Source organism: Pantoea sp. OVA07A, from assembly GCF_019969975.1.
Lineage (GTDB): Bacteria > Pseudomonadota > Gammaproteobacteria > Enterobacterales > Enterobacteriaceae > Pantoea > Pantoea agglomerans.
Window position 1 is genome coordinate 250,504 of sequence record NZ_JAHXYM010000004.1, and the last position, 22,730, is coordinate 273,233.

Sequence of the window (22,730 nt, forward strand, 5' to 3'; positions counted from 1 at the left end):
ACCCTGCATCCTTCCACTCATTCTGAGTGATGAAATCTATCGTTGCTGTCAGCGCTATCAGCCGGACAGTGACGCCACCGGCTGTCGCAGTGAGGGAAAACTCAGCGCCTCAACCCGGTCCGCTGGCGTCGGCTTGCCCAGCAGATAGCCCTGCAACGCATCAAAGCCTAAGCTGGTGAGCAAATGCTGCTGCTCTTCAGTCTCCACCCCTTCCGCCACCATGCGCAGATTGAGGCTCTGCGCCAGGGTCAGCATGGCGCTGACTACGGTCGCATCTTCACTGCCGGGCCGCAGGCAGTTGATAAAGCTGCGATCAATTTTGAGTTCACTGGCATCCAGATCTTTGAGATGCAGCAGGTTGGCATAGCCGATGCCGAAGTTATCAATCGCGACGCTGACACCCGCCTGCTGCAATTCACGAATGCGCTGCTGGCTGAAAGCGGGATCGCGCATGGCAATCGCTTCAGTGATCTCCAGCATCAGCGCGCTGCCTGGCAGCTGGTAACGCGCCAGGGTCTGCGTCAGGATAGTCAGCAAATCACGCTGGTGAAACTGCAACGCGGAGAGATTCACCGATACCGTCCAGTCACTGTGGCCCTGGCTATGCCATATCCTGAGCTGACGACAGGCCTCCCCGATCACCCAGTTACCCAGCGCAATAATCTGACCGGTTTTTTCGGCGCGCGGCAGAAACAGCTCTGGCGTCAGTAAACCGCGCTGCGGATGCTGCCAGCGCAACAACGCTTCGAATCCCATTAACCTGGTGCCGCCTGAACAGAATTTCGGCTGATAGAACAGCCGCATCTGCTCGCGCTCTATCGCCTCCCACAGATCGTTCGCCAGCTCCAGCTGATGCTGCGTCGCGGCGCTCATGGCCGGTTCAAACAGGCACCAGCCGTTTCGTCCGCTGTGTTTGGTGTGGTACATCGCCGCATCAGCATTAAACAATAGCTCCTGCCGGTTGCGACCGTGCAGCGGAAAGATCGCAATGCCCGCGCTGAGTGAAACGTGCAGCACATAGCGGTCAAGTTCAAACGGCGAACTGATAACTTTAACCAGTTTTTGCGCCAGCTGGCGGGCTGCGCTGATATCGCACTCAGCCATCAGCACAAATTCATCGCCCCCCAGACGCACCAGCAGCATCGTGTTGCTGAGCTGGCTGCACAGCCGTTCCGCCACCGCCACCAGCAACCGGTCACCGACGTGATGTCCCCATGTGTCATTGACCGCTTTGAAGCCATCGAGATCCATATAGATCACGGCAAAGCGATGCTCATTAAGCATCGCCTGTTTAATGGCGAGATCGAGCTGATGCTCCAGCATTACACGATTGGGCAGTGTGGTCAGGTTGTCATGCATCGCCAGCTGACGCAATTCCTGGTTAGCGCGATTGAGGCGGGTCGCCAGACGCGCGGCACGCAGCTGCGCATCCAGCATCGAACTCAGCAGAGTGATACCCAGAATAGTCAGGGTAATCAGCGTTACCCACACCGCCAGGCCCGCATTACTGACGCCGTGCGGCTGCATCATACTGCTGTGGCTGAACTCTGCTGCCGCCATACCCACATAGTGCATACCGGCGATGGCGATGCCCATGACCAGAGAGGCCAGCCCGCGCATCAGCATCAGATGATGATCGCCCTGGCGCAGATGAAAGGCCAGCCACAGCGCCAGGCCAGAGGCCGCAAACGCAATCAGCACAGAGAGCGCCACCAGCAGCGCATTCCACTCCGGTTGCGGTTCAATCAGCAGGGCATACATACCAAGATAGTGCATGACCACCACACCCGCGCCCAGGATCAGCGTGCCGCGCAGCAGCCGCTGGCGGGTGAGATGCAGGCCACCCACCGTCTGGCCAAAAGCCAGCACAGACGCCAGGATCGCCACCAGCAGCGAGAGGATCGTCAGTCGCGTGTCATAGCGCATCATCATCGGCATCATCATCGCCAGCATCCCGATAAAGTGCATTGCCCAGACGCCAATCCCCATTGCGATGCCGCCCACCAACAGCCAGAACCGGGCGCTCCAGCCACGGGATACCGCTACCCGTCCGGCGGTATCCAGGGCTGTAAAAGAGGCAATGAACACCACGATCAGCGAAACGCAGATCAGGACGCTATCCCAGGTGACAGGCAACATGTGCAACTCCTCACCACCCGCGGAGAAACGGGTGCTGTGTACAGTCTGATAAGTGATCTGAAAACACCCGATGGGTGAAAGTGATTAAATTTCGGTATTTTCTGGTCCTGAAGGTCAGGCAAAACGCGCCCGCCGACGCAGGCCATTTATAACCTGCATCTTATTAACCGCCCCCAGAGCAAGCCGGTAAACCGTTATTATGTCTGATTGGTACAGGAACATATCACCGAAGCAGAAAGCATGCCAGATACCGAAAAAACAAAGAATTTTGTTTTATCGCCTCGTCTTCGCGCCTTGCTGTTACTGGGTTATCGGCCGGGGTGACGTTTTGATTAATCAAAAATAAATAGCAAGGCTTCGCGTAACGCTTTAACTGATCTATAGTAAGTAAAACTGATATAAATCAGCATTCTTAAGTCTAAGATTTTTCTTAAGATAGCGGCACTGCCTCCCTTGTTATTTTATTTCCTTTATTTTGGGTTGAATCGTTAATAAACACCGGGTGAAAAAGCACTGACTCTGGATAATCCGTAAGGAAATATTATGAAACTCAAGCTTTTTCTGTTTGCCGCTGCAGGATTAACTGTCGCTATTCCGTCATTAACCCAGGCGGCGACGACCTCGGGAACCATCAATGCCACGTTAACCCTGACCACCGGTTGTCTGGTGAACGGCCAGTCGGCTACGGCGGGCGTTAACTTCGGTACCCTGAACTTTGGTAGCAGCGCAGCCACTTTCGATACCCTGAACGCCACACTGGTCGGTGCGGCTGGTAACGGTATTTTTGTGCGCTGCACCACTGGTCAGGATTACAACGTGGTGGTCACCAGCAGCAATACTGCACCGGCGACCATCTACGGCACCGCCTCTGCATCGCCGCGTTATCTGGTACTGGGATCGGATAATGCACAGGGCATTGCCTATACCCTCTACAGTGACGCCTCCTTTACCACGGCGATCGCCAACAATACGCCTATCGCCGCCAGCGGTACCACCGATCCGACGCTGGGGACCAACTACGCCATCTATGGCCGGGTGGTCGGCGGCGGCTTCAATCCCCTGATCCCTGCCGGAACCTATACCGACACGATTAACGTTGCCGTGAACTATTAACTGCTGTCGCAGGTAAATACGGGTGGTTCTCTGGCGATCCTGCCTGACGATCGCATGCGGTCTGCCCCTGCTGACAGGGAGTATCAGCGCCTGGAGTCTGCCAACCAGCACCTTCCAGGTTACCGCGTCGATTGTGGCAGGCTGCGTGATATCCGGTACCAATACCGGCGTCTTTGGCACGCTTAATTTCGGTACGCAGTCTGGCGTGGCGGCGAATACCGTCAACGCCAGCTATCTGCAGAGCACCTCGATTAATCTCGCCTGTACGCCGGGCACCACGCTGAGCATGAGCATTAATCAGGGCAACAATTTCACCACGACCCGTAACCTGAAGCTGCCCAATTTCAGCAACACCGTTCCCTACACGCTCTTTAGCAACGCCAGCCGCACCACGGTGATCCCCGTGAACCAGGCGGTGCCGCTGAGTTATAGCAATGCCAATAACATTACGCTGCCGATCTACGGTCAGCTACAACTGCCCGGCACTGCGCGCGCCGGCGTTTATACCGACACGCTGACCGTCACCCTGAGCTGGTGAGGTGATAGAAAACAAGGATATGATCATGAAGCCACTGCGCGCCCTGTTGCTGCTGCTAAGCTCCACCCTGCTCTCCCCGGCCTTCGCCGCGAATTCGGTCATGATCTGGCCCATCGATCCCGCCATTAATCCTGAAGAGAAAGCCAGCGAACTCTGGCTGGAGAATCGCGGTAACACCACCACCATGATGCAGATCCGCGTCTTCAGCTGGCAGCAGAACAATGGCCAGGAGCAGTATCAGACTCAGCAGCAGGTGGTTGCCAGCCCGCCAATGGTGCGGATGGAGCCAGGCCAGAAACAGCTGGTCAGGCTGATTAAACAGACGCCGCCTGCGGCCGGTAAAGAGCTGGCCTATCGGGTGGTGCTGGATGAGATCCCGACCCCGCGAAATCCCGGCGAGAATCAGGCCGGGCTGACCTTCCAGATGCGCTATTCGGTGCCGCTGTTTGTTTACGGTACCGGGCTGAACACAGACAGCGCTCGCCCGGCTCTGCGCTGGCAACAGGTCAGCGAGGGCGGCAGGCGCTGGCTCCAGTTAACCAACAGCGGCAGCGGTCACGCCCGGTTAAGCAATGTGGCGATTGGCGGTCGCAAACTGGGCGAAGGCTTATACGGCTATGTGCTGGCTGACAGCTATCACCGCTGGCCGCTCACCTCGCCGGTGAGCGGCGAACTCACTGCAGAGGTTAACAAGAGCCAGTGGCGTAGCGCTGCCCAGAAGTAAGCGCTGAATGAGACCGTTTTCCCTGCATCCCTGCGCGCTGGCCGTGGCCAGCGTTATTTACGCTTTTACGCCGGATCCTGTGCTGGCGGAGACTTACTCATCCCTGCCCCCGCCGCCCAGCCTTCAGACCAGCAGCAACGGTCAGCAATATATGCTGGAGCTGGTGATTAACCAGCAGGAGAACGGCAATATTGTGCCGGCAGAGCAGCGCGACGGTCATTTCTGGATTCGCAGTGGCGATCTGCAGCGTGCCGGCCTGCCAGCGGATAAGCTGGGCCAGCAGCCGCAGGTCGATGTCAGCAGCCTGCAACCCATCAAAGTAGAGTATGACGCTGCGCGACAGCGTCTGCTGCTGACCGTACCGCCTGAGTGGCTGCCCGGTCAGGTGATTGGCGAGGCGAAGAACGGACCGCGCTATCCGGGCCGTACCAGCAGCGGCGCGCTGATTAATTATGATCTTTACGCCAGCCGCACGGATAACAGTGGCTCCCGCCTGTCCGCCTGGAACGAACTAAGGCTGTTTGGTGATGCCGGTCATTTCTCCACTAACGGCGTCTGGCAACAGCAGCTGGAAGGCAGTACGACTTATCAGGATGATGGCTATATCCGCTACGACACCTGGTGGAGCAATGAAGATGAGAATGCGGCGGTAAGCTGGCGAGTCGGCGATCTGGTCACCGACTCGCTGGCCTGGAGCAGCAGCGTGCGGCTCGGTGGCATCCGCGTCGGTCGCGACTTCAGCGTCCGTCCCGATCTGGTGACCTATCCGCTGCCCGCTTTTTCCGGTCAGGCCGCCGTGCCTTCCACCGTCGATCTCTTTATCAACGGCTATCGCTCCAGCCAGGCGAATGTGCAGCCTGGCCCCTGGTCGATGACCAATGTGCCATTCGTTAACGGCGCAGGTGATGCCGTGATCACTACCACCGATGCGGTTGGCCGCCGTGTCACCACCACCATGCCGTTTTACGTCTCCAGTAACCTGCTGAAATCGGGGCTGTCGGACTACGCCTTCTCTGCCGGGGCAATCCGCGAAAACTATGGCATAAAGAACTTCGATTATGGTGAGGCAGCGGCCAGCGGCTCTTATCGTTACGGTATGACCGACTGGCTGACGCTGGAGAGCCACGCCGAAGGCAGCGAAACGCTGGCGATGGGCGGGCTGGGTGGTCAGCTGCGCGTCGGCAGCTGGGGCGTGGTCAACGGCGCGGTGGCGCAAAGTCAGCTCGATGGCGAGAGCGGCAGGCAATATAGCTGGGGATATCAGTACAATAACCGCTGGTTCAACATCGGCACTCAACAGACCCAGCGCAGCAGCAACTTCGGCAATCTGGCGCTGGTCGGCAGCCGTGCCGGTAGCCAGGCGGATAGCCGCTACGCACTCTCACGCCGCAGTGCTCAGTACAGCGCCAGCGTCTCGCTGAACCGCTTTGGCAGCGTCGGTGCCGCTTTCATCGACATCACCGACGGTCAGGGCGACCGCACCCGGCTGTGGAACCTCTCATGGAGTAAAAATCTGTGGGGTAACAGCAGTCTGTATGTCTCGGCCAGCCGCGATCAGCAGGAGAAAAGCTGGACCGGGGCGATTTCGCTGGTGATCCCATTTGGCGAACAGGGCAGCGTTGCCCTCAGCAACGAACGCGACCAGCGTGGCCGCGACAGTCAGCGCGTTTATGCCTCACGCGCCATGCCCAGCGACGGCGGGTTCGCCTGGGATGCCTCCTGGGCGAATCAGAGCGGAGACAGCGGCGATTATCGTCAGGGCAGTCTGCGCTATCGCAACAACCAGATTGATACCTCGGCGGGCTTCTATGGCGATGATGATAACCTCACCCAGTGGGCCGATCTCTCGGGTGCGCTGGTGTTAATGGACAACAGAGTCTTTGCCGCTAACGAGATCAACGACGCCTTTGTACTGGTGAAGACCAACTATCCCGACGTAAACGTGCGCTACGAGAATCAGTCGATGGGACGCACCAATCAACAGGGCTATCTGCTGGTGCCCGCCATCAGCAGCTACTACCCGGCCAAATATGATATCGACACCCTCGACCTGCCGGCAGATATGACCACGCCACGGGTTGAGCAGCGCTTTGCGGTGAAACGCCAGAGCGGCTATCTGCTCAACTTCCCGGTGGAGAAACTGCGCTCAGCCAGCGTAATCCTGGTCGATGCGCAGGGCCAGCCGCTGCCGGTATCAAGCCTGGTGCAGCGTCCCGATCATCCCACCGGGTATGTCGGCTGGGATGGCATCGTCTGGATGGAAGATCTCACCGCCAGTAACCCGATGCAGGTGGTGACGCCCGATGGCCGCCAGTGCGAAACCGAACTGCGCATCGCCAGCGGTCAGCCGCAGGCGCTGAAAACTTACGGCCCCCTGACCTGTGCGCTGCCCGCACCTGCCGCAGGCAGCGCCCCCTCTCCCGCTGAATCTTTTACGTCCGGAAACCGACCATGATGAAATCTGTAATACTGGCTGGCCTGCTGCTGTTACTGCCGTCGCTGGGCTACGCAGCCTGCGCCCTGCCCGCATCGACCGCCAGTTTCGGTTCAGTCACAACCTTTGTGGCGAACACCACCGTCAGTTCCACCACCACGAATGCCAACGTCAACTGTGGCGCGGGTGCCGGGCTGTCGCTGCTGGGCAATAACCAGATCACCTTTCAGCTGACGGGCGCGACTAATAGCAACGGCACGCGCGGTACGCTGAAACGCAGCGGTGATACCGGCAGCGATAACGTGCCGGTGCGGCTCTGCACCGACACGGCCTGCGCTACTGAACTGACGATTGGCGGCACGCCGTTTGTCTATGGTTCGCAGACCCTGATCAACCTGGCGGGTTTGCTCGGCAGCCTTAACTTCGCCATTCCGGTCTATCTGCGCACCGTTCCCGGTCAGGTGGTCGCCGCCGGGACGTACCAGCTGACTCTGAATATGGCTGTGACTTATCGCATCTGCACCAGCGTTGCGATTGGCAATGTCTGTTTAAGCGAGCAGAACGGCAGCGGTGTCATCCCGATTAATATCACCGCCATTCTAACTAATGACTGCACCACCATTACCGCGCCGAATATCAGCTTTGGCAGCGCGCCGCTGGTCGGCAGCTTCTCCGCCGTGTCACAGACCATCAACGTGTTGTGCAGCAAAGGCAGCACCTATACCGTCGGGCTGAGCAACGGCAGTTATCCGGTGGGCAGCGTCAGGAATATGGCGAGCGGCGCGAATCGGCTGAGCTATGAAATTTATAAAAGCACCACCAGCAATCGCTGGGGATCGGCAGGCACTGAACGCTGGAGCAGTACCACCTCGACGGCGGTATCCACGGATGGACTGACGCGCGGTTTTAACTACACCGCGCGCATCCTGACCACGCAGAACACGCCGCCAGCCGGAAACTACAGCGACAGCGTGGTGGTCGATTTGTCGTTTTAGAGTGAAGCACTGACCGGCGTGCCGCTGTGACGGGTCTGATACTGCTTCACCATCCTGCCAATCAGCAACGTGCCGATCAACCCACAGACTGCGGCAAAGGTCAGCCAGACGCCCGGCATCGCTTTGTCACCGGTGGCATGAATCAGGTAGCTGGAAATAGCAGGCGTAAAGCCGCCAAACAGCGCCGTCGCCAGGCTGTAAGCCATGGAGAAACCGGCGGCGCGCACCTCAGCAGGCATGATCTCCGCCAGATAGACCACCATCGCACCGTTATAACTGGCATAGAGAAACGACAGCCACAGTTCCGCTTCCAGCAGATGGGCGAAGCTGGCCGATCCCACCAGCCAGTGCAGCACCGGCCAGGTGGTGACAATCATCAGCAGGGTAAAAATGATCAGCAGCGGACGGCGTCCGACGCGGTCCGAAAACGCCCCCATCAGCGGCAGCCAGATGAGGTTTGAGACACCGACACAGAGCGTCACCAGGAACGCCTGCTTGTCACTCATCATCAACACCGTTTTACCAAAGGTCGGGGTAAAGGCGGTGATCATGTAGAACATTACCGTGGTGGTGACCACCATCAGCATCCCCGCCAGCACCAGCGCCCAGTTGCTGGCGACAGACCGCATGATTTCCGTCATGCTGGGATGATGTTTACGTTTGCTGAACGCTTCGGTCTCTTCCAGCATCCGGCGGATATAGAACAGGAACGGCACAATCAGACAGCCGACCACAAACGGGATACGCCAGCCCCACTCCGTCACCGCCTCTTTCGCCAGCAGATGATTCAGCATCAGACCCAGCAGAGCAGCAAAGATCACCGCAATCTGCTGGCTGCCCGACTGCCAGCTGACGAAAAAGCCTTTGCGTCCTTTGGGCGCGACTTCGGCCAGATAGACCGACACACCACCCAGCTCCACGCCTGCCGAGAAGCCCTGCAACAGCCGTCCCAGCAGGATCAGAATCGGCGCTGCCACGCCCAGGGTGGCGTAGCCCGGCACCAGCGCGATGGTCAGGGTGCCCATCGCCATTAAGCCCAGCGTCAGCAACAGCCCTTTGCGACGACCATGATGGTCAATGTAAGCACCAAGAATGATCGCCCCCAACGGGCGCATCAGGAAGCCGGCACCGAAAGTCATCAGGGTCAGCATCAGGGAGGCAAACGGGTCATCGCCGGGAAAGAAGGTTTTTGAAATGGCAGTAGCGTAGTAGCCAAACACCATAAAATCGTACATCTCCAGGAAGTTACCACTGGTGACGGTGAAGATGGTTCGGGCGGCACTTTTCGGCGGCTTTTGTAAAGACGGGGTGTGACTCATAACGGCTTCCTGTTGTTTTTTAGCCGTTTTAGCCTGCCTGATGCGGGATTAATGTGACCTGGCTCACCATTGCACTTTACAAACCCATGTACATAAGTAACAACTAATTAACAAGTCAGTTCGAGGAGCATAAGTGATTACCCTGGCCCTGATTTGCCTGATTTTATAGGGCTGGAGAGCAGCCATAAAAAAAGGCGACCTGAACAGTCGCCTTTTTTTTGAACCGGATAACCCGCTATTTCTTCACGGTTTCCATGCCCATCAGACCAATTTTCAGATAACCCGCCGTGCGCAGCTTATCCATCACGCTCATCAGCGTTTCATAATCGACCGACTTATCCGCCTGGAAGAAAATGGTGGTCTCTTTATTGCCCTGGGTCTGGTTAGTCAGCACGTTAACCAGCGACTCCGGCGTGACCTGATCGTTACCGACGTAAAGCTGCTTATCCGCTTTAATCGACAGGTAAACCGGCTTTTCCGGACGCGGCTGCGGCGCGCTGGTTGAGGCGGGCAGATTGACGCGTACGTCGACCGTGGCCAGCGGCGCGGCCACCATAAAGATGATCAGCAGAACCAGCATGACGTCGATAAACGGCGTCACGTTGATCTCATGCATTTCACCATCCGTTTCCAGATCGTCGTTTAATCGCATTGCCATAAGAACTTACCCTAAGCGCAGTTTCTGAGCCGTCGCAGGACGCGGAACATCAGTGGCGACGGTGCCCAGATCGATATCACGGCTCTGCAGCAGCATCACCTGAGCGGCGACATCACCCAGCGAGGCTTTGTAGTTGGCGATCATGCGGGCAAAGACGTTGTAGATCACCACCGCCGGAATCGCAGCGATCAGGCCAATCGCGGTTGCCAGCAGCGCTTCGGCGATACCCGGTGCAACAACCGCCAGGTTCGTTGTCTGGGTTTTAGCGATGCCGATAAAGCTGTTCATGATGCCCCATACGGTGCCGAACAGGCCGATAAACGGCGCAACCGAACCGATGGTCGCCAGGAAGCCATTGCCCCGGCCTGCATGACGGCTGAACGCAGCGACGCGGCGCTCAAGGCGGAAACTGGTGCGATCTTTAATCCCGTTGGTATCTTCCACGCCAGCCGACAGTTCAAGCTCATTCTGCGCATCATTCAGCAGCACCACACTGTGGCTGTGACCGGTAAACGACTGGGCAATGCGGGCGGCGTCATTCAGATTGCGGGCTTCGCCTAGCGCCAGATGCTCGCGCTTCAGGCGGCGCTTAGCGGCGCTGAGTTCGGCATATTTGCCGAAGAAGATCGCCCAGGTCACCACTGAGGCCAATAACAGGCCAATCATGACCACCTTTACCACGATATCGGCATGTTGATACATGCCCCAAACGGAGAGGTCCGTTTGCATCAAATCACTGGCTACCACGCTGCTTCTCCAACTTCTGATTCAGGGATGCGAGACAAGCGCGAATAATAGCAAAACGACGGCGAATTGATAGTAGTTCTCATTAGTATTTACAAAGCTGATCGACGCCATTTACCCGCAATTGACCAGGTTTAAACACTTTTGACAAGGATGTTTCGAAAATGTGAAGTTGCATGAAAATTTATTAAAACAACGTTTCAAAATGTGATGGCATTCATTCAATCAGCATTGCCGCATTTTACTGGCGCGCGTTTTCACTATGCTGGCTCCACACGGTTCTCTCCGGTTAGCCCCCGACGCCGGACGCCGTCCTACCTCAGCGGGAGACAAAATAATGAGAATGACGAAAACATGCCTGGCCAGTGCCCTGGCGGCGATGATGATGAGCGCCACCGCCACGGCACAGGTGATCAAAGTGGCTGAAGTCCAGCCTGCCGGTTATCCGACCGTCGTCGCCCTGCAGCACATGGGCGACAAACTCAAACAGGCCACCGATGGACGGCTGGAGATGAAGCTCTTCGCCGGTGGCGTGCTGGGGGACGAAGATCAGACGCTGCAACAGGTGCAGCTGGGCGCAATCGACATGATCCGTGTGTCGCTGGCGCCAGTCACCTCGATCGCCCCGGAAACCAGCGTGCTGACCCTGCCCTACATTTTCCGCGACATTGACCACATGCACAAAGTGCTGGATGGCGAGATAGGTCGCGAAATTGCCGACAAATTCGATAAAGATCCCAACGCCCGCATGGTGTTCCTGGGCTGGACCGATGCCGGTGAGCGCAACATGATCACCAAGAAGCCGCTGGCAAAACCGGAAGATCTGAAAGGCATGAAGATCCGGGTGCAGAACAGCGCCATCTCGCTGGCGACGCTGAAAGCGATGGGCGCGAATCCGGTGGCGATGGGCGTCAGTGAAGTGTTCAGTGCGATGCAGACCGGCGTGGTCGATGGCACCGAGAACAACCCACCGACCTTTGTCGCCCATAACTATATGCCGGTGGCGAAGTACTACACCCTCAGCGGCCACTTTATCCAGCCAGAGATGATCCTGTTTTCAAAACGCACCTGGGATCGCCTGAAACCTGAGGATCAGGCGCTGCTGAAGAAGCTCGGCAAAGAGGCGCAGGATGAGGAGCGCCAGCTCTGGGCGACCTATACCGAAAAGTCGATCGCCAAAATGAAGGCAGGTGGCGTCACCTTCCAGCAGACCGACCGTGACTACTTCGTCAAAGCGACCCAGCCGGTGCGCGATCAGTTTGGCGGCAAATATCAGGATCTGATGACCCGGATCGCTGAGGTGAAATAACCCTTCCGCGCCACACTGCCGTGTGGCGAGCTTAATCAGGTATCAATTATGGCTGCTTATACACGTCTGATGGATGGGCTCTATCTGCTCTGCATGCTGGTGGCCGCCGTGGCACTGATGATTATGGTGACGGTGATCCCGATCGGGATCTTCGCCCGCTACGTGATGAACGGCGCGCTCTCCTGGCCGGAACCGGTGGCCATTATCTGCATGATCATTTTTACGTTTATTGGCGCACCGGTCGGACTGCGGGCCGGGACGCATATCTGCGTTTCCATGGTCACCGATCGTCTGTCACCCGCCCGACAGCGCCTGATGCTGCGCGTCAGCGATCTGCTGATGATCATCACCTGTCTGGTGATCTTTCAGGCCAGTTACAGCCTGTGCGAAGCGATGTGGGTGCAGACGCTCGCTTCATTACCGGCAGTAACTTACGGCGAGATGTATCTGCCGATTCCGATTGGCGCGATCTTCACCCTGCTGTTTGTTGTTGAGCGATTGCTGACCGGCGATCAGAGCCAGCGGCCGATTGTCACCCTGGGCGGCACCCACTAACGCGGAGCAGAAAAATGGATGCATTGATCTTGATAGGCAGTTTGCTGGTGTTGCTAATGGTGGGTTTTCCGGTCGCCTTTGCGGTGGGGCTGAGCGCCTTTATTGGCGCCTGGTGGATCGATCTGCCGCTGGAAGCGGTGGTGATTCAGGTGACCAACGGCATTAACAAATTTTCGCTGCTGACTATCCCGTTCTTTATTCTCGCGGGTGCGATTATGGCGGAGGGTGGGATTGCCCGGCGGCTGGTCAACTTCGCCTATATCTTTGTCGGCTTTATTCGCGGTGGCCTGTCGCTGGTGAACATTGTCGCCTCCACCTTCTTTGGCGCGATTTCCGGCTCATCGGTGGCGGATACCGCCTCGATTGGCTCGGTGATGATTCCGCAGATGGAGGAGAAAGGCTATCCGCGTGATTTCGCCGCCGCAGTAACCGCCAGCGGCTCAGTGCAGGCGGTGCTGACGCCACCCAGCCACAACTCGGTGATTTACTCGCTGGCGACCGGCGGCATGGTGACCATCTCCTCGCTGTTTGTTGCCGGTATCTTTCCCGGCCTGCTGCTGGGGGGCTGCCTGATGATAATGTGCCTGGGTTTTGCCCATAAACGCGGCTATCCCAAAGGAGAACGTATTCCGTTTCGTCAGGCGCTGAAAATCTTCTTCGACGCGTTCTGGGGCCTGTTTACCGTGGTGATTATTATGGGTGGCATCCTCTCCGGCATCTTTACCGCCTCGGAGTCCGCCGCGATCGCCTGTATCTGGGCCTTTTTCGTCACCATGTTTATCTACCGCGACTTTAAATGGAGCCAGCTGCATATCCTGCTGTTCCGCACCATTAAAACCGTCACCATCGTGATGGTGCTGATCGCCTTCGCGGCCGGATTCGGCGCGGTAATGACCTTTATGCAACTGCCGACGATTATCACCGAGGCCTTTACGAGCCTCTCCGATAACAAATATGTGATCCTGATGTGTATCAACATCCTGCTGCTGGTGGTGGGGACGCTGATGGATATGGCACCGCTGATCCTGATCCTGACGCCAGTGCTGTTGCCGGTCGCCACCGCGCTTGGCGTCGATCCGGTTCACTTCGGCATGATCATGCTGACCAACCTCGGGATCGGCCTGATCACCCCGCCGGTCGGTACGGTACTGTTTGTCGCCAGTGCGGTCAGTAAGCAGAAAATCGAGCAGGTGGTCAGAGCCATGCTGCCGTTTTACGGCATGCTGTTTATCGTGCTGATGCTGATTACCTATATTCCCGCCATCTCCCTCTGGTTACCGCGCCTGATGGGCGTGATGTAGCGTCGGCAAAATCGGGTCCGCTACCGGACCCGATTTTCATCCTGCGAAGCACTCTGATAATCACCATTGAGTCTCAACCCTGCTGGTCGTTTCGTGGTAACGTGAGGGCTTAGTCAGAAGCGGCAAAGGCGACTCATGACCACCAGAAAAATTGATACCACGCTCGTCAGTGCAGGACGCAGCAAGCGTTATACCCAGGGCTCGGTGAACAGTGTAATTCAACGGGCCTCCTCGCTGGTTTTTGATACGGTCGCGGAGAAGAAACGCGCCACCGCCGGTCGGGCAAAAGGCGAACTCTTTTATGGCCGTCGTGGCACTCTGACGCACTTTGCGCTGCAGGATGCGATGACGGAGCTGGAAGGCGGCGCAGGCTGTGTGCTCTACCCCTGTGGCGCGGCTGCCGTGGCGAACGCGATTCTGGCGTTTGTCGAGGCGGGCGACCACGTGCTGATGAGTGGCGCAGTCTATGAACCGACCCAGGATTTCTGTACTAAAATCCTGACTAAGCTGCAGGTTTCAACGGGCTGGTTCGATCACTGCATCGGCAGTGAAATCGGTGAGCTGGTGCAGCCCAATACCCGGGTCGTTTTCCTGGAATCGCCTGCCTCTATCACGATGGAAGTTCAGGATATTCCGGCGATTGTGGCGGCGGTTCGCGCCAAAGCGCCCGAGGCGATCATTATGATCGACAACACCTGGGCGGCCGGTATTTTATTTGATGCGCTGGCGCACGGCATCGATATTTCGATTCAGGCGGGCACCAAATATCTGATTGGTCACAGCGATGCGATGATCGGCACGGCGGTCGCCAATGCGCGCTGTATCGATCAGCTGCGCGAGAACTCCTATCTGATGGGTCAGATGGTCGATGCCGATACCGCTTATATGGCGAGTCGGGGTCTGCGCACGCTGGGCACACGTCTGCGTCAGCATGAAGAGAGCGCGATTCAGGTGGCAGAGTGGCTGGCAGCGCGTCCCGAAGTGGCGCGGGTTAATCACCCGGCGCTGGCACAGAGCAAAGGACATCAGTTCTGGCAGCGTGATTTTAACGGCAGCAGCGGCCTGTTCTCTTTTATCCTGCAGGAAAAACTCAGCGCGCCCCAGCTGGCGGAATATCTCGATCACTTCCATCATTTCAGCATGGCGTACTCCTGGGGCGGCTATGAATCGCTGATCCTGGCGAATCAGCCGGAAGAGCTGGCCGCGATTCGTCCGGCGGGTGGAGTCGACTTCACCGGTACGCTGGTGCGACTGCATATTGGTCTGGAGCACGTTGACGATCTGCTGGCTGACCTGGACGCCGGTTTTGCGCGCCTGACGCGTTAATAAACTCAGGCAAAAGATAAACAGACGCTAAACAGAAGATGAACCGGGTAGCGGCCACCCGCAGAGTTTGCCGGGCTGCTGCTCATTTATTGTTAAAATTTATCCCAGACCGTTCAGGTCATCAGTGAGGTCGCTGCATTTATTGCGCAGCGCCGCGACCGATTGCCTGAATGCAGACGGATAGTTCCTTGTGACGTGATGGAATAGCAAATGGGTGTTTTACACGAGATTGTCCACGCGCTCTGGCATCAGGATTTTGCCGCGCTGGCAAATCCGGATGTGGTGTGGGTGGTGTACGGCGTGATGTTCCTGACGCTGTTTCTGGAAAATGGGCTGTTACCCGCCTCTTTCCTGCCGGGCGATAGCCTGCTGCTGCTGGCGGGTGCGATGGTGGCAAAAGGGGTAATGGATTTTGTGCCGACGATGGTGATCCTCACCACCGCCGCCAGCCTGGGCTGCTGGCTGAGCTATCTGCAGGGTCGCTGGCTGGGGAATACCCGGCTGGTGAAGAGCTGGCTGATGCATCTGCCCGCGCAGTATCACCAGCGTGCCTGGAATATGTTTAATCGTCACGGCCTGATGGCGCTGCTGGTCGGCCGTTTTCTGGCTTTCATCCGGACGATCCTGCCGACCATGGCGGGCATTGCGGGCTTACAGAACGGTCGCTTTCAACTGTTCAACTGGCTCAGCGGCGTGCTGTGGGTTGGCATCGTCGTGACGTTTGGCTATGGCATCAGCCAGGTGCCGTTCATCAAGCGTCATGAAGATCAGGTGATGGCGATCCTGATGATACTGCCGATGGTGTTGCTGTTTCTCGGGCTGTTCGGCAGCATTCTGGTTATCTGGAAAAAGCGTCGGCAGAAACAGGCCTGACGTCAGCGCGTAGCATCAGGATCCGCCGTCACTCAGGCGGACGGATCCGCTACCGTCTGCCGCACACGATTCACCTCTTCCCCTGGCGTCACGCCAAAATAGCGCTTAAATTCCCGCGAAAACTGTGAAGGACTTTCATAGCCAACCCGTACCGCCGCCGCACTCGCTTTCAGTCCATCGTGCAGCATCAGCAATCGCGCCTGATGCAGGCGATATCGCTTGAGATACTGCAGGGGCGACGTCTGCGTGACCGCTTTAAAGTTGTGATGAAAGGCTGAAACGCTCATGTTCACTTCCGCCGCCAGCGCATCGACGCTGAGGTTTTCCGCATAGTGATTCTCAATCCGTCGCAGGGCACGCGCGATCAGGCTGAATTGCGTCTGTCGGCTCACCAGTGAGAGCAGCGCACCACCAATCGGGCCAGTCAGCACGTAGTAGATAATCTCCCGCACGATGTGCGGCCCCAGCACCCGCGCATCGCGTGGCTGGGTCATCACATCAAGCAGCCGCTCAGCGGCACACAGCATCGGTTCCGTCAGCCACGCCGAGTGGATCCCCGAGGTCTGCGGCTGCGGCTGGAACTGATCGTCATCGCCGATTTCAATCAGCAGATCCTGCAGGCTGGCGGTATCGACATTAAGACACAACCCGGCAATCGGCACCTCTGGCGAGGCCCAGGTTTCGCACTCCACCGGCAGCGGCACCGTGAGCATCAGGTACTTGCTGGCGTCATACTGAAACACCGTGCTGCCGAGATAGCCGGTTTTGCTGCCCTGAAACAGGATCACAATGCCGGGCTGATACATCATCGGCGTACGGGGACGATATTGATTAGCGTAAATCAGCGACACATTTTCGACCGGACAAAGACGGTCGTGACCATGGGTCATTAATGTGACGACCTGCTGCGCCAGCCGGTGACACAGGGCATCGTGCGCCATAGCGACTCCTTTTACGGGCAAAAAGCCAGTGTGCCGTGCGAATGCCTGAATCACCAGCAGCCTGGAGAATCAGGCAAGAAATTTACCGGATCGGGCATGGCGGCAGAACCACTGTTGTTGCCTCAGCTAAGCAGGCTGAGAATTGTTGGCTAGACTTAAGCACAGTGAAATCTCACGGATTAACCGCAACGGAAAGGAGCAACTATGGCAGACCAACCCATTATCAAACTGCGCGATGGCAATATGATGCCGCAACTCGGACTCGGTGTGTGGCAGGCCAGCATTGAAGATGCACGTCATGCGGTGCTGAAAGCGCTGGAGGTCGGCTATCGCTCAATCGATACCGCCGCCGCCTATAAGAATGAAGAGGCGATTGGCCAGGCACTGCAGGAAACTGACGTGCCGCGTGAAGAGATTTTCGTGACCACCAAACTCTGGAACGACGATCAGCAGAACGTTCAGCAGGCGATGGAAACCAGCCTGGAGAAACTGAAACTGGAGCAGGTTGATCTCTATCTGATGCACTGGCCGTGCCCGGAAAAAGACAATTATGTCGATGCCTGGAAGAAGATGATTGAACTGCAGCAGCAGGGGCTGACTAAAAGTATCGGCGTCTGTAACTTCCATGAGGCGCATCTGAAGCGACTGCTGGATGAAACCGGTGTCACGCCGGTGGTGAACCAGATTGAGCTGCACCCGATGCTACAGCAGCGCACGCTGCATGCGTGGAACGCACTGCATCAGATCCAGACCGAATCCTGGAGTCCGCTGGCGCAGGGCGGCAAAGGGGTCTTCGATCAGGAGATCATCAAGTCGCTGGCGAAGAAATATGGCAAGACGCCGGCACAGATCGTGATCCGCTGGCATCTGGATAGCGGCCTGGTGGTGATTCCGAAGTCGGTGACACCAGCCCGCATTGAAGAGAACTTTAAGGTGTTCGACTTCCGTCTGGACAAGCATGAAGTGAGCGATATTGCGAAGCTGGACAGCGGCAATCGTCTGGGGCCGGATCCGGAAACCTTTAACTAAGGCTGGGCGTCACCGGGTGAGCTCACCTTATCTGCCCTGCGGCTGGGGCAGATAACGATTAACGCGGTCAGGCGGGCTCTCCCTGCCTGACCGCGCTGTTATGCGCTGGGCTGCACCACCAGCTGACCGGCAGTGCCGCGGTCGGCCAGTTCCAGTGTCTGACTGTAGTAGACGAACGGGAAGTGATCTGACGAACTTTGCGGGAAAGTGACCATCAGTTCCACGCTGCCATCCACCCACACCGTATCTTTCCAGCCACGATCTTCGCCCATCGGCTGTGCACCATTGACACTTTTAATCAGGAACATCACGCCCTGGATATGCAGCGACTGTGGCCGGTCAGCATGCAGGATCCAGCGCTCAAAGGTGCCCTGCTGTGCCGTGGTGTCAATGCGGCTCATATCCCAGATCGCGCCGTTAATGCCCGGCATGCTGTCACCGATGCGGAATTCACGGGTGCGAACCGCCACGCCATCCAGAATCTGATCGGCCAGCAGCCGCATCGGCAGATTATCCGTCACCAGCGGCAGCAAGCCGGTTGGCCGCAGCGTCAGGATCAGGGTTGACGTCAGAATGGAGGATGGCTCAAAGAAGCCGCGCAGCCGATCCATAATGCCCGCCGCCGTACCTGCGGTAATCGACACTTCATCGCCCTGCGACATATCCACCAGCACTTCGCGGCGTTCGCCCGGCGCCAGTGACAGGCGCTGCACCGCCACCGGCGCAGGCAGATAGCCCTGATCGCTGGCGATGACCATAAACGGGCGATTGTCGCTGAGCACCATCTCATAGCGGCGCGCATTCGAGGCGTTCAGCAGACGCAGACGCACCCAGCCGCGTGATACTTCCACAAACGGATTGCGTACGCCATTCACCAGCAGCGTGTCGCCCAGGAAACCACCATCCTGCGGCGGGTCATAGACCGGCGTGGCAAAGTTATCGAGCCGCTTGTCCTGAATGATAATCGGGAAGTCATCGACGCCGTAATGCTTCGGCAACGGCAGCTGCCTGCCAATATCATCTTCCACCAGCCACATCCCCGCCAGTCCGTTATAGATGTGCGGAGCCATGCGGTTCGGCGTGTTGGCGTGATACCAGCAGGTTGAGGCCGCCTGACGAATCGGCAGCACCGGCGACCAGTCGACACCGGCTGACATCATACGCGGCGCGCCACCCATCAGCGCACCCGGCAACTGCAGGCCGCTGATAGTCATGGAGACCGGCTCGTTCAGACGATTGCTGTAGATCAGCTTAACGTCATCGCCGCTGTAAACCCGGACGGTCGGGCCAAGATAGAGGCCATTAATGCCCCACACCGGCACTTTGTTGTTGTCGCCATTAAAAGACCAGTGGCTGCGCTGCATTGTCAGGAACAGCGGCTGGCCGCGACGAGATTCCAGCAACGGCGGAACCGGAAGTGGCGTGTCGCCATTAGCTGAAGAAGCGGCACGCGCCGCATGAGGTAGTACACTGGCGCTAAGCGCCGCTCCGGCAGAAAGCTGGATGAACTGACGTCTGCTGAAAGACATAAAACTTCTGACCCTTTACGCGTGGCGCTAAGCGCCGACCCTGTTTTTATTGATCTGTTTTTGCTGTGCTGCGTTCACAGCGGGCGGACGTGCCCCGCCGTGCGGCATCCCTGCAGGATAGTTCGGCGAATGGTTCGCCGGTCAGATATTTCCGTTTTTTTCGCGTTCTGCGACTTCGGCGTTCAGCTCTTCCAGCTTTGCCGCCATCAGTTCGCGACAGTGGGTCGCCAGCTTACGCACCGACGACGACTCGAAAGCCTTTACATCAATCGGTGGCAGCATCTCAACGATTACCAGCCCGTTTTTCCAGCGATTGAGGTTGATCTTGCCATGCGTGTTAGAGACCACAATCGGAATGATCGGCACACCCGCCGCCACAGCGGCGTGAAAGGCACCGGTTTTAAACGGCAGCAGGCCACGGCCACGACTGCGCGTTCCTTCCGGGAACATCCAGATGGAGATGCGCTTACTGTTAAACTCATCTACCAGCTGACCTATCGTGCCGCGTGCTTTTGCACGGTCATCGCGATCAATCAGCAGGTTACCGGTCAGCCAGTAGAGCAGGCCAAAAAACGGCACCCACAACAGGCTCTTCTTGCCCACCGTCACCGTACAGGGCTGCACCATTTTAGCCGCGGTGACCATGTCGTAGTTGTTCTGATGGTTCGCGATGTAGATCGCATTACCATAATTCTCAGCACCTTCCGGTCTGCGCAGTTCTACTTTAAGGCCAAATACCGTCGACAGTTTGCCGAACAGATGGCCAAATGTGGCGACATGACGCGGATTACGCGGTGAAAACAGACACCAGATACAGCCAAATATACAGACTAAGATCGAATAGATGACGACAATAATGGCACGCAGAATCAGTAACATAGTTCCCTCATTGAGCCACGGCTGACGCGGTGTCAGCCGGGTAGTTTACGCTTCGCTATCCGGGCTCGCCGGACGCGCAGGCGCATCCAGTTCAACACGATCAATTTTTTGCAGGCCGCGCGGTAACAGCGTGCCGCGACGTCCGCGATCGGCGCGGAATTTTTGTAGCTCTTCACTGCGCAGCAGCATTTTACGCTTGCCTACGTGCAGCGTGATAGCGCTGCCCGGCGGTAAAATCATCAGCCAGGCCAGTTTGTCCTGACCAGCGGCCGCTTCCGCGGATGGAATCGAGATGATTTTGTTGCCCTTGCCTTTCGACATCTGCGGCAGCTCCCCGACCGGGAACATCAGCATCCGTCCCGCCTGGGTGATCGCCAGCAGCATGTCATCTTCATGATGGACGGCCATCGGCGTCATCACGCGGGCGTTTTCCGGCAGCGTCAGCAGCGCTTTACCGGCCCGGTTGCGCGACACCAGATCGCTGAAGGTACAGATAAAGCCGTAACCCGCATCAGAGGCCATCAGCAGGCGCTGATCATCTGGCTCCATCAGCACCTGTTCAACTACCGCACCCGGCGGTGGCGTCAGCTTGCCGGTCAGCGGCTCGCCCTGCCCGCGCGCTGAAGGCAGCGACGTCGGATCCAGAGTGTAGCTGCGGCCGGTGGAGTCGATAAAGGCCACCGGCTGATTGCTCTTGCCGCGTGCCGCAGCCAGATAGCTGTCGCCGGCTTTGTAGCTGAGTCCGGCTGGATCGATATCGTGGCCTTTGGCGCTACGCACCCAGCCCATCTGCGACAGCACAATGGTCACCGGCTCAGACGGCACCAGCTCGGTTTCGCTCAGGGCTTTGGCTTCTTCACGCTCACGCAGCGGCGAGCGACGATCGTCACCGTAGCTGGCGCTGTCAGCCTGTAACTCTTTTTTCAGCAGGGTGTTCATCTTGCGTTCAGAGGCCAGCGTGGCCTGCAGCTGATCGCGCTCTTTTTCCAGCTCCGCCTGCTCGCCACGGATCTTCATCTCTTCCAGTTTTGCCAGGTGGCGCAACTTCAGTTCGAGGATCGATTCGGCCTGGGTTTCGCTGATGCCAAAGCGTGACATCAGGACCGGCTTAGGCTCATCCTCAGTACGGATGATCTCGATCACTTCATCGATGTTCAGGAACGCAACCAGCAAACCTTCCAGGATATGCAGGCGGCGCAGCACGCGATCCAGGCGGTGATTCAGACGACGTTTGACCGTATCGCGGCGGAACACCAGCCATTCGGTCAGGATCTCATGCAGGTTTTTCACCGCCGGGCGGTTATCCAGCCCGATCATGTTGAGGTTAACGCGGTAGCTCTTTTCCAGATCGGTGGTGGCGAACAGATGGTTCATCACCTGATCGAGATCGACGCGGTTGGAGCGCGGAACGATTACCAGGCGGGTCGGGTTCTCGTGATCCGATTCATCACGCAGATCCTCCACCATCGGCAGTTTTTTATTGCGCATCTGGTTCGCAATCTGCTCCAGCACGCGCGCGCCCGACACCTGATGCGGCAGCGCGGTAATCACCGCCTCGCCCTCTTCCTTCTTCCAGACTGCACGCTGGCGAATCGAGCCGCGACCGGTCTGATAGATTTTGCGGATCTCGTCACGCGGCGTGATGATCTCCGCCTCTGTAGGATAATCAGGCCCCTGGACAATATCCAGCAGCTGTTCCAGCGTGGTTTTCGGCGAGTCGATCAGTGCGATGGCGGCCTGAGCTACTTCGCGCAGGTTGTGCGGCGGAATATCGGTCGCCATACCCACGGCAATCCCGGTGGTGCCGTTCAGCAGAATATTGGGCAGGCGCGCCGGTAACATCTTCGGCTCCTGCAGCGTGCCATCAAAGTTCGGCTGATAATCGACCGTCCCCTGACCCAGCTCACCCAGCAGCAGCTCGGCATATTTTGACAGGCGGGATTCGGTGTAACGCATCGCCGCAAACGACTTGGGATCATCCGGTGCACCCCAGTTACCCTGGCCATCGACCAGCGGATAACGGTAGGAGAACGGCTGCGCCATCAGCACCATCGCTTCATAACAGGCGCTGTCGCCGTGCGGATGGTATTTACCCAGCACGTCACCTACGGTACGCGCCGATTTTTTGAATTTTGCGCTGGCGCTCAGTCCCAGTTCGGACATGGCGTAGACGATACGTCGCTGAACCGGCTTTAATCCGTCGCCAATGTAAGGCAGGGCGCGGTCCATGATGACGTACATCGAATAGTTTAAGTACGCATTCTCGGTGAATGTGTGCAGGGCAAGACGCTCTGCACCATCCTGAGTCAGTTCACTCATTAATT

General features: G+C 57.6%; 19 protein-coding genes. 11 read left to right on the forward strand and 8 right to left on the reverse strand.

Features of this window, described 5'->3' with window-relative positions; genetic code table 11:
* Positions 1 to 57: 57 nt before the first annotated feature.
* The gene (locus LC417_RS14910) at positions 58 to 2,139 is read right to left on the reverse strand and encodes a bifunctional diguanylate cyclase/phosphodiesterase (RefSeq protein WP_223566084.1); all 2,082 of its coding nucleotides are present in this window, start codon (positions 2,137 to 2,139) and stop codon (positions 58 to 60) included.
* 543 nt (positions 2,140 to 2,682) lie between these two features.
* Between LC417_RS14910 and LC417_RS14915 the strand changes: the two genes are divergently transcribed.
* From LC417_RS14915 to LC417_RS14935, 5 genes are read left to right on the forward strand one after another with little or no spacing between them, the layout of a single operon-like run.
* Positions 2,683 to 3,252 carry a spore coat protein U domain-containing protein gene (locus LC417_RS14915; protein ID WP_010249006.1) on the forward strand — a complete coding sequence of 190 codons (570 nt, stop codon included), beginning with the start codon at positions 2,683 to 2,685 and terminating at the stop codon, positions 3,250 to 3,252.
* A 22-nt stretch (positions 3,253 to 3,274) separates the two neighbouring features.
* Positions 3,275 to 3,790: a spore coat U domain-containing protein gene (locus LC417_RS14920; protein WP_010249007.1), complete on the forward strand. Its 516-nt coding sequence runs from the start codon at positions 3,275 to 3,277 to the stop codon at positions 3,788 to 3,790.
* A gap of 25 nt (positions 3,791 to 3,815) precedes the next feature.
* Entirely contained in the window at positions 3,816 to 4,514 is a 699-nt protein-coding gene (locus tag LC417_RS14925) for a molecular chaperone (protein ID WP_223566085.1), read from the forward strand.
* A gap of 7 nt (positions 4,515 to 4,521) precedes the next feature.
* Positions 4,522 to 6,969 (forward strand): fimbria/pilus outer membrane usher protein, encoded by a 2,448-nt coding sequence (locus LC417_RS14930; RefSeq protein ID WP_223566086.1) that lies wholly within the window; start codon positions 4,522 to 4,524, stop codon positions 6,967 to 6,969.
* A complete protein-coding gene (locus LC417_RS14935; protein WP_010671114.1) occupies positions 6,966 to 7,943 on the forward strand; it encodes a spore coat U domain-containing protein in 978 nt (325 codons plus the stop codon). The genes LC417_RS14930 and LC417_RS14935 overlap by 4 nt, the downstream gene beginning before the upstream one ends.
* On the opposite strand, the gene LC417_RS14940 is transcribed toward LC417_RS14935, so the two are convergent.
* The 3 genes from LC417_RS14940 to exbB form a co-directional block, all read right to left on the reverse strand.
* The gene (locus tag LC417_RS14940) at positions 7,940 to 9,262 is read right to left on the reverse strand and encodes an MFS transporter (RefSeq protein ID WP_223566087.1); all 1,323 of its coding nucleotides are present in this window, start codon (positions 9,260 to 9,262) and stop codon (positions 7,940 to 7,942) included. The genes LC417_RS14935 and LC417_RS14940 overlap by 4 nt on opposite strands.
* Positions 9,263 to 9,497: 235 nt before the next feature.
* Positions 9,498 to 9,920, reverse strand: a complete 423-nt coding sequence (gene exbD / locus LC417_RS14945) for a TonB system transport protein ExbD (RefSeq protein WP_010249013.1) — start codon at positions 9,918 to 9,920, stop codon at positions 9,498 to 9,500.
* Positions 9,921 to 9,926: 6 nt separating this feature from the next.
* On the reverse strand, positions 9,927 to 10,649 hold the full coding sequence (exbB, locus tag LC417_RS14950; protein WP_022623877.1) for a tol-pal system-associated acyl-CoA thioesterase: 723 nt from the start codon (positions 10,647 to 10,649) through the stop codon (positions 9,927 to 9,929).
* Positions 10,650 to 11,001: 352 nt separating this feature from the next.
* On the opposite strand from exbB, the gene LC417_RS14955 reads away from it, so the two are divergent.
* From LC417_RS14955 to LC417_RS14975, 5 genes are all read left to right on the forward strand, one after another.
* Complete coding sequence (locus tag LC417_RS14955) at positions 11,002 to 11,973, forward strand: TRAP transporter substrate-binding protein (protein WP_223566088.1); 972 nt, start codon at positions 11,002 to 11,004, stop codon at positions 11,971 to 11,973.
* Between the two features lie 48 nt (positions 11,974 to 12,021).
* Positions 12,022 to 12,528, forward strand: a complete 507-nt coding sequence (locus LC417_RS14960; protein ID WP_010249016.1) for a TRAP transporter small permease — start codon at positions 12,022 to 12,024, stop codon at positions 12,526 to 12,528.
* A gap of 14 nt (positions 12,529 to 12,542) precedes the next feature.
* Complete coding sequence (locus tag LC417_RS14965) at positions 12,543 to 13,829, forward strand: TRAP transporter large permease (protein ID WP_022623879.1); 1,287 nt, start codon at positions 12,543 to 12,545, stop codon at positions 13,827 to 13,829.
* A 135-nt stretch (positions 13,830 to 13,964) separates the two neighbouring features.
* A complete protein-coding gene (gene metC, locus LC417_RS14970) occupies positions 13,965 to 15,155 on the forward strand; it encodes a cystathionine beta-lyase (RefSeq protein ID WP_010671119.1) in 1,191 nt (396 codons plus the stop codon).
* Positions 15,156 to 15,365: 210 nt separating this feature from the next.
* Positions 15,366 to 16,028 carry a DedA family protein gene (locus LC417_RS14975; RefSeq protein WP_010249020.1) on the forward strand — a complete coding sequence of 221 codons (663 nt, stop codon included), beginning with the start codon at positions 15,366 to 15,368 and terminating at the stop codon, positions 16,026 to 16,028.
* A gap of 32 nt (positions 16,029 to 16,060) precedes the next feature.
* Here the strand turns inward: LC417_RS14975 and LC417_RS14980 are convergent, their stop codons facing one another.
* On the reverse strand, positions 16,061 to 16,969 hold the full coding sequence (locus LC417_RS14980) for an AraC family transcriptional regulator (RefSeq protein ID WP_010249021.1): 909 nt from the start codon (positions 16,967 to 16,969) through the stop codon (positions 16,061 to 16,063).
* Positions 16,970 to 17,173: 204 nt separating this feature from the next.
* On the opposite strand from LC417_RS14980, the gene dkgA reads away from it, so the two are divergent.
* The gene (dkgA, locus tag LC417_RS14985; RefSeq protein ID WP_010249022.1) at positions 17,174 to 17,998 is read left to right on the forward strand and encodes a 2,5-didehydrogluconate reductase DkgA; all 825 of its coding nucleotides are present in this window, start codon (positions 17,174 to 17,176) and stop codon (positions 17,996 to 17,998) included.
* 98 nt (positions 17,999 to 18,096) lie between these two features.
* Here dkgA and ftsP read toward each other — a convergent pair whose 3' ends face one another.
* From ftsP to parC, 3 genes are all read right to left on the reverse strand, one after another.
* A complete protein-coding gene (ftsP, locus tag LC417_RS14990) occupies positions 18,097 to 19,527 on the reverse strand; it encodes a cell division protein FtsP (RefSeq protein WP_010249023.1) in 1,431 nt (476 codons plus the stop codon).
* 141 nt (positions 19,528 to 19,668) lie between these two features.
* Positions 19,669 to 20,406 carry a 1-acylglycerol-3-phosphate O-acyltransferase gene (locus LC417_RS14995; protein WP_086906445.1) on the reverse strand — a complete coding sequence of 246 codons (738 nt, stop codon included), beginning with the start codon at positions 20,404 to 20,406 and terminating at the stop codon, positions 19,669 to 19,671.
* Positions 20,407 to 20,451: 45 nt separating this feature from the next.
* Entirely contained in the window at positions 20,452 to 22,725 is a 2,274-nt protein-coding gene (gene parC / locus LC417_RS15000) for a DNA topoisomerase IV subunit A (RefSeq protein ID WP_010671122.1), read from the reverse strand.
* Positions 22,726 to 22,730: the final 5 nt, after the last annotated feature.

Excerpts from the sequence above, each read along its gene's own strand:
- LC417_RS14910 (WP_223566084.1), bottom strand. The coding sequence starts at position 2,139 with ATGTTGCCTGTCACCTGGGATAGCGTCCTGATCTGCGTTTCGCTGATC.
- LC417_RS14915 (WP_010249006.1), top strand. The coding sequence starts at position 2,683 with ATGAAACTCAAGCTTTTTCTGTTTGCCGCTGCAGGATTAACTGTCGCT.
- LC417_RS14925 (WP_223566085.1), top strand. The coding sequence starts at position 3,816 with ATGAAGCCACTGCGCGCCCTGTTGCTGCTGCTAAGCTCCACCCTGCTC.
- LC417_RS14930 (WP_223566086.1), top strand. The coding sequence starts at position 4,522 with ATGAGACCGTTTTCCCTGCATCCCTGCGCGCTGGCCGTGGCCAGCGTT.
- LC417_RS14935 (WP_010671114.1), top strand. The coding sequence starts at position 6,966 with ATGATGAAATCTGTAATACTGGCTGGCCTGCTGCTGTTACTGCCGTCG.
- LC417_RS14940 (WP_223566087.1), bottom strand. The coding sequence starts at position 9,262 with ATGAGTCACACCCCGTCTTTACAAAAGCCGCCGAAAAGTGCCGCCCGA.
- exbD (WP_010249013.1), bottom strand. The coding sequence starts at position 9,920 with ATGGCAATGCGATTAAACGACGATCTGGAAACGGATGGTGAAATGCAT.
- exbB (WP_022623877.1), bottom strand. The coding sequence starts at position 10,649 with ATGCAAACGGACCTCTCCGTTTGGGGCATGTATCAACATGCCGATATC.
- LC417_RS14955 (WP_223566088.1), top strand. The coding sequence starts at position 11,002 with ATGAGAATGACGAAAACATGCCTGGCCAGTGCCCTGGCGGCGATGATG.
- LC417_RS14960 (WP_010249016.1), top strand. The coding sequence starts at position 12,022 with ATGGCTGCTTATACACGTCTGATGGATGGGCTCTATCTGCTCTGCATG.
- LC417_RS14965 (WP_022623879.1), top strand. The coding sequence starts at position 12,543 with ATGGATGCATTGATCTTGATAGGCAGTTTGCTGGTGTTGCTAATGGTG.
- metC (WP_010671119.1), top strand. The coding sequence starts at position 13,965 with ATGACCACCAGAAAAATTGATACCACGCTCGTCAGTGCAGGACGCAGC.
- LC417_RS14975 (WP_010249020.1), top strand. The coding sequence starts at position 15,366 with ATGGGTGTTTTACACGAGATTGTCCACGCGCTCTGGCATCAGGATTTT.
- LC417_RS14980 (WP_010249021.1), bottom strand. The coding sequence starts at position 16,969 with ATGGCGCACGATGCCCTGTGTCACCGGCTGGCGCAGCAGGTCGTCACA.
- dkgA (WP_010249022.1), top strand. The coding sequence starts at position 17,174 with ATGGCAGACCAACCCATTATCAAACTGCGCGATGGCAATATGATGCCG.
- ftsP (WP_010249023.1), bottom strand. The coding sequence starts at position 19,527 with ATGTCTTTCAGCAGACGTCAGTTCATCCAGCTTTCTGCCGGAGCGGCG.
- LC417_RS14995 (WP_086906445.1), bottom strand. The coding sequence starts at position 20,406 with ATGTTACTGATTCTGCGTGCCATTATTGTCGTCATCTATTCGATCTTA.
- parC (WP_010671122.1), bottom strand. The coding sequence starts at position 22,725 with ATGAGTGAACTGACTCAGGATGGTGCAGAGCGTCTTGCCCTGCACACA.